This is a genomic window from Roseovarius sp. D0-M9 (genome assembly GCF_037083805.1).
Taxonomy (GTDB): domain Bacteria; phylum Pseudomonadota; class Alphaproteobacteria; order Rhodobacterales; family Rhodobacteraceae; genus Roseovarius.
The window spans coordinates 1-5034 of the sequence record NZ_JBAPKZ010000086.1 but is presented as its reverse complement, the minus strand read 5'-3'; the positions used below and the strand labels follow the sequence as shown (position 1 = coordinate 5034).

The window sequence follows — 5034 nt, the reverse complement described above, 5'->3', positions numbered from 1 at the left end:
TCGCCGGTCGGCTCAAGCACCTGCCCGCGTCACCCTACGACACAACATCTGGTGTGGTCGTGAACTGACCGGAGACCCGCACACCCACACAAACCGCGAAGAAGCCTGAAAAAAGGCTAGTGGGTGAACCTGGCCTACGAAGCACATTCCGTGATTGGGTTGCGGAGCGTATGCACTTTCCGGGTGATATGGTGGAGCTGGCTTTGGCCCACAAGATCGGCAATGCTGTGGAAGCGTCTTACCGGCGCTGGGATATGGTAGAGAAACGAAGAGCAATGATGTCGACGTGGGCTGATTTTCTGATGGGCAACAATGAGACCCAACCAAAAATAGTGAGACTGAAATGATCGAAGATGACCCGTTTTTTTACTGGCGCATTGCAACCGAGATCAGCGTCGAAAACGCGGCGATATTGATGGTTGGGGGGGATCCTGAGGAAACAGACGCTGTCCACATTGGGCCTTTTCCAGAAGACTACGCCTACGAGAAAAGGACGACAGGGCATAAAGGTTTTCAGTCGGCGCTGAATGCTTTGACAGGTGCAATCCTGTCCGGCGAGATCCCGGTGCAGATCCGGTATCAACCTAAAAGTGACAAGGATTCTGCAGTATGCCAAACACTCGAGTTAGGATCAGGCAAAAACGAGCATCATGCCAAGTTCTTGAGTTTCGGAAATGGTCACCTGAGGATTGGGGTTGGGACCCTCAGCTTCAAGGCGGAGCCCGATTGGGCCGCGTCTATGATTAAGGTAAGTGAGTTGCGTGGTTGGTTGCAATCCAAAGGGATGGACCAAAGCGTGTTTTACTCTTCCCCCGTCTCAGACACGCGTCCATTTATGAGTCCAGACCACGAACATTTTGCTCCTGAGCTCGATCTTGCGATGACCGCTTGGGAAGCACTGAAGGATACTCCAATCAGAAACAAAGGCAGTAAATCTGTAATCGAACCCTGGTTGTTCGCTAACACGGATAAATGGCGCGGTGAAGGTAAGGTTGCGAAGACGACCATAAAAAGAATTGCTATGGTGGTAAACTGGCGAAAAGCTGGAGCTCCAAAATCTGGAGGATAATCCAACCACCCAGATCCTCTAATTGAGCCTCCTATAAATACACTTTACAACAATGCCTTAGCTTATCCCTCGTAATTTCCTTCGTCATTTGAGCTTGAACGAGAGGGTCCAATTGCGACCCCAAAGAGGCTCTATTTTCGTAATTGCGCCATCTATCTTCAGCTGTTCAGCTCGGTTCCAATGCACCCCAATGCAACCTGTTGGAGTGAACCGCAATGCCCGAAATTTACCTGAACGACATTCAGCTCGCCGCCCGCTACGGCGTTCATCGCTCGACTCCGTGGCGCTGGGTTAAGGCCGATGAGGCTTTTCCCAAGCCGGTAAAGCTTTCACCGCAGTGTTCACGCTGGAAACTGTCAGAAATCAAGGCGTGGGAAACCCGCCGCGCGCTTTCTTTCAAGTAAAAACCGCCACCGAAGCAACGGCGGGGGCTCAAGTAAAATGATGCTTGGAAGGCTTCAGATACATGGTAGCACTGACCGCTGCTTTCGACCAATACCGAGGCAATGAGAAGATGAAAAAACATCAGACCAAACTGCAGGTGATTGCATTGGCTACCCCGTTCGGGGGGATGGCTTTGAAATGATGGGCCCGCAACAGATCACAGAACACCTGCGTGGTAAGTGGTATGGCCGTTATGGAAGCGCCCCTTGCCCCGTCTGCCAGCCCGAACAGCGTAAGGGGCAGAACGCCCTGACGCTTTCTGAAGGTGATGCTGGGCGGCTATTGGCCCATTGCAAGAAATCCGGCTGCGCGTTTGGTGACATTCTTGCCGCGGCGGGAATCACATCCGCCGATTTTACTAACCCTGATCCGTATGAGGAGGCGTTGCGCAGGGCGCAGCGTCACTCAGATGTTGCAAAGCGGGCGACGCGAGCGCGCCAACTCTGGCAGGATGCGCTGCCGATAAGCGGCAGCCCGGCTGAGGCATACTTGAGAAAGCGAGGTATTTCCTGCCCGCTCCCCAACACGCTGCGGTGGTTGCCAGACATCTTTCACGGTCCAAGCGGCAGCTATTGCGCGGCAATGATCGGAAGGGTGACCACAGGTGGGATGCACCGCACCTATTTCACGAAGCAGGGAAATCGCCTGAGCATGAGCCCAAAGATGATGCTGGGCCCGTGCTCAGGTGGCGCAGTGCGCCTCTCTGAAGCCATCGGTCCACTGGTAGTTTGCGAAGGCATCGAAACCGGCCTGAGCCTCCTCAGCGGACTTTTGAGCGGCCCACATGCAGTTTTGGCTGCTTTATCCACCAGTGGCATGATGGGGCTGAAATTGCCTCACCGCCCTGGCGACCTCATCATTGCCACAGACAGCGACGACAGCGGTGCAGGCAAGGGTGCTGGTGACCAGCTGGGGCACACAGCCTATGCCCTCGGCTGGAATGTTTCGATGATGGCTGCACCCTGCGGAATGGACTGGAATGATGCGTTGCAGAGCGGGGTGACAGCATGAAGAATGTGAACGTGACCCCATTTAGGCCCTCCGATGATTGGGCGGAGCCGGACACCAGTGTCATTCGGCCAGAGCGTCCATCAGCACCAATCATGCTGGATCACGAATTTGACACGGTCTTCGGACCGTGGGCTGGATGGCTCCGCTCCGCCGCTGAGATCAAAGGCGCACCTGTGGACTTCGTGGCCTTGGCTCTTCTTTCCACGGCCAGTGCGCTTGTCGGTAACACGCGCTGGGCAGTACCTTGGGAGGGATGGAAAGAACCGCCAATTATTTGGGGTATGCTTGTCGGTGATCCCAGTTCAGGAAAAAGTCCTGCACTCGACGCCATTCTTGATCCAGTAAAACAAATCGACAACGCACTGAGCGCCGAATACGCGACCAATCGCCAAGAATGGGCTGACAAGGATGAGGTCGCCAAGCTGATCCATAATAAATGGAAAGCTGACGCTAAAGCGGCGCTTGAGGAAGGCAAAGAAGCCCCACCGAAGCCAAAGGAAGCTTACGCAGGCGCCCCGCCAGTCAGGCCCCGTGTTCGCATCACGGACACCACTACAGAGAAGGCTGCAGCCCTGATGAGCGAAGATGGCCGCGGTCTGTTGCTTTCAAGGGACGAGTTGTCGGGATGGCTGTCCGGGATGGACCGTTATGGTGGCGGCGGTGATCGTTCCTTCTGGTTGGAAGCTTTTGGCGGGCGCAGTTTCACTGTAGACAGGAAGAACAGCCCTGAGCCTCTGATCGTGGACCACCTGTCTATCGCGATCTTGGGCGGCACCCAACCCGACAAGCTGGATAGCCTTCTCAAGCATAGCGACGATGATGGATTGTTGGCGAGGTTTCTCATCGCGTTTCCGGAGCCCGTACCACTGTGCCGTCCTACTGCCACACTGGACACAGCAAGGGCTCTCCAAGCGATGGGCCGACTCCGCGCGTTGGAACCATCCATTGACGATCAGGGCAACAATCACCCCATCTTCTTGCATCTTGATGATGCAGCACAGGATGCGCTGCAAGCCTTCCGTCAGCAATGCAGGGAATGGGAGGGCGAAGTCACAGGCATCATGAAGAGCCATATCGGCAAGTTGCCGGGTTTGGCTGTCCGCGTTGCGACCGTGTTGGCCCTTTTGGATCACGCCATTGACCAGACACCCAGTGTGTCCTCTATCGGAGCAAGCCACCTCGGGCGGGCGTGCCATTACGTTGGAGAGCATCTGCGCAAACACGCGTACCGCGCCTATGGCACCGCTTGCGTGCCTTCTGAAGTGCGTGCAGCCAGACAAATTGCTGAGATCATCAAAGCCGAAGGACTGCGTCAGATCAGCACCCGCGAAATAAGCCGCCGAGGGTTGGTTGGTCTGACGTCAGCGAAGGAAATTGGACCGGCCTTTGATGTGCTCCAAGACGCAGGATGGATTGCACCGATACCATCCTCAGGACCGGGACGGCCCAAGAAAACTTTTGCCGTAAACCCACGCTTGGAGGGCATAAAATGAGCCGGTGGCTGGCGCTGGCAGAAGGGGCCGCATCAGATGCGCTGATCCCACCTGACAATATGACAAAACCTGACAAAACCCCCTCCAACCAACCAGAGGATGTGTTTTGTCCGGTTTTGTCTAATTGTCAGGTGCAGAAGGCAGGAAAGAATGGTGCGCCTCAAACTGTCGAAATGAACCACGGGTTTTCAGTCGGCGGCCGCCCGAGAACTTGGACAGGCAAAATCGTTTCGTTGGACGCATGGCGGTTGCTTTCTGAATGGGAGAAGCATGGACCGGATGGGCGTCTCTGGAACGGCAACACAATGAAATGGGAAAAAATCGAAAGGGAGCAGGATGGCCGATAGCAAGAACGCTCGAGAGAACCAAACGGCTTTGGCGAAAGAAGCAGACAAGGGCCCCAGCGTCTCAATGCAGTGGGATGAACAGGGCAAACTCGAAATCCACCCGATTGGCAATTTCCGCCGGCTAGAAGGTGCGGTCGGCAACCTTCATGTATCTACGGCCTTGGTCACACAGATTGCCTCGCTCGGTTCCGCTGGAAAAAAGGCAGACCAAAACGCGGCAAACTTTGCCCTGGGCTTTGTTGATGCCATGCAGCCTATGGATGCAGCAGAAGCCTCGTTGATGGCTCAAATGGCGGCGACGCACCAAGCGGCCATGATGATGGTGCGGCGGCTAAATCAAGCGGAAAACGTGCCGCAACAGGAGTCGGCGGAACGGGCATTCAATAAGCTTACGAGAAGCTATGCAGCCCAAATGGATACTCTCAAACGGTATCGCTCGAAAGGGCAACAGACGGTGCGCGTCGAACGTGTGACCGTAGAGGAAGGCGGACAGGCGATCGTCGGTAACGTGCAGCATGGGGGGGGCGAAAATGAAAAGTGACGCTTACCCCATGCACTGTGCGGGTAGTGCCCCGGGAAGTGGTGTAGGAACTGGCGTCCACCTGCTTCTTCATAGCCGGTGTTGCTCGTTCACTGAGCGGCGATCATCGCCGTCTCACCGTCATCGTTG

At 55.4% G+C, this 5034-nt stretch carries 6 protein-coding genes; all 6 read left to right on the top strand.

Annotated elements, in window-relative coordinates:
• Positions 1 to 343: 343 nt before the first annotated feature.
• Positions 344 to 1069 (top strand): hypothetical protein, encoded by a 726-nt coding sequence (locus V8352_RS21335; protein ID WP_336426270.1) that lies wholly within the window; start codon positions 344 to 346, stop codon positions 1067 to 1069.
• A 215-nt stretch (positions 1070 to 1284) separates the two neighbouring features.
• Complete coding sequence (locus V8352_RS21330) at positions 1285 to 1473, top strand: helix-turn-helix transcriptional regulator (protein ID WP_336426269.1); 189 nt, start codon at positions 1285 to 1287, stop codon at positions 1471 to 1473.
• Between the two features lie 178 nt (positions 1474 to 1651).
• On the top strand, positions 1652 to 2524 hold the full coding sequence (locus tag V8352_RS21325; protein ID WP_336426268.1) for a DUF7146 domain-containing protein: 873 nt from the start codon (positions 1652 to 1654) through the stop codon (positions 2522 to 2524).
• Between the two features lie 92 nt (positions 2525 to 2616).
• Positions 2617 to 4017 carry a YfjI family protein gene (locus tag V8352_RS21320; protein ID WP_336426267.1) on the top strand — a complete coding sequence of 467 codons (1401 nt, stop codon included), beginning with the start codon at positions 2617 to 2619 and terminating at the stop codon, positions 4015 to 4017.
• On the top strand, positions 4014 to 4364 hold the full coding sequence (locus V8352_RS21315) for a hypothetical protein (protein WP_336426266.1): 351 nt from the start codon (positions 4014 to 4016) through the stop codon (positions 4362 to 4364). Before V8352_RS21320 ends, V8352_RS21315 begins: the two co-directional genes overlap by 4 nt.
• Positions 4354 to 4905 (top strand): hypothetical protein, encoded by a 552-nt coding sequence (locus tag V8352_RS21310; protein ID WP_336426265.1) that lies wholly within the window; start codon positions 4354 to 4356, stop codon positions 4903 to 4905. Before V8352_RS21315 ends, V8352_RS21310 begins: the two co-directional genes overlap by 11 nt.
• Positions 4906 to 5034: the final 129 nt, after the last annotated feature.

What these genes read in the sequence shown, in the direction of transcription:
- V8352_RS21335 (WP_336426270.1), top strand. Translation starts at nt 344, where the DNA reads ATGATCGAAGATGACCCGTTTTTTTACTGGCGCATTGCAACCGAGATC.
- V8352_RS21330 (WP_336426269.1), top strand. Translation starts at nt 1,285, where the DNA reads ATGCCCGAAATTTACCTGAACGACATTCAGCTCGCCGCCCGCTACGGC.
- V8352_RS21325 (WP_336426268.1), top strand. Translation starts at nt 1,652, where the DNA reads ATGATGGGCCCGCAACAGATCACAGAACACCTGCGTGGTAAGTGGTAT.
- V8352_RS21320 (WP_336426267.1), top strand. Translation starts at nt 2,617, where the DNA reads ATGCTGGATCACGAATTTGACACGGTCTTCGGACCGTGGGCTGGATGG.
- V8352_RS21315 (WP_336426266.1), top strand. Translation starts at nt 4,014, where the DNA reads ATGAGCCGGTGGCTGGCGCTGGCAGAAGGGGCCGCATCAGATGCGCTG.
- V8352_RS21310 (WP_336426265.1), top strand. Translation starts at nt 4,354, where the DNA reads ATGGCCGATAGCAAGAACGCTCGAGAGAACCAAACGGCTTTGGCGAAA.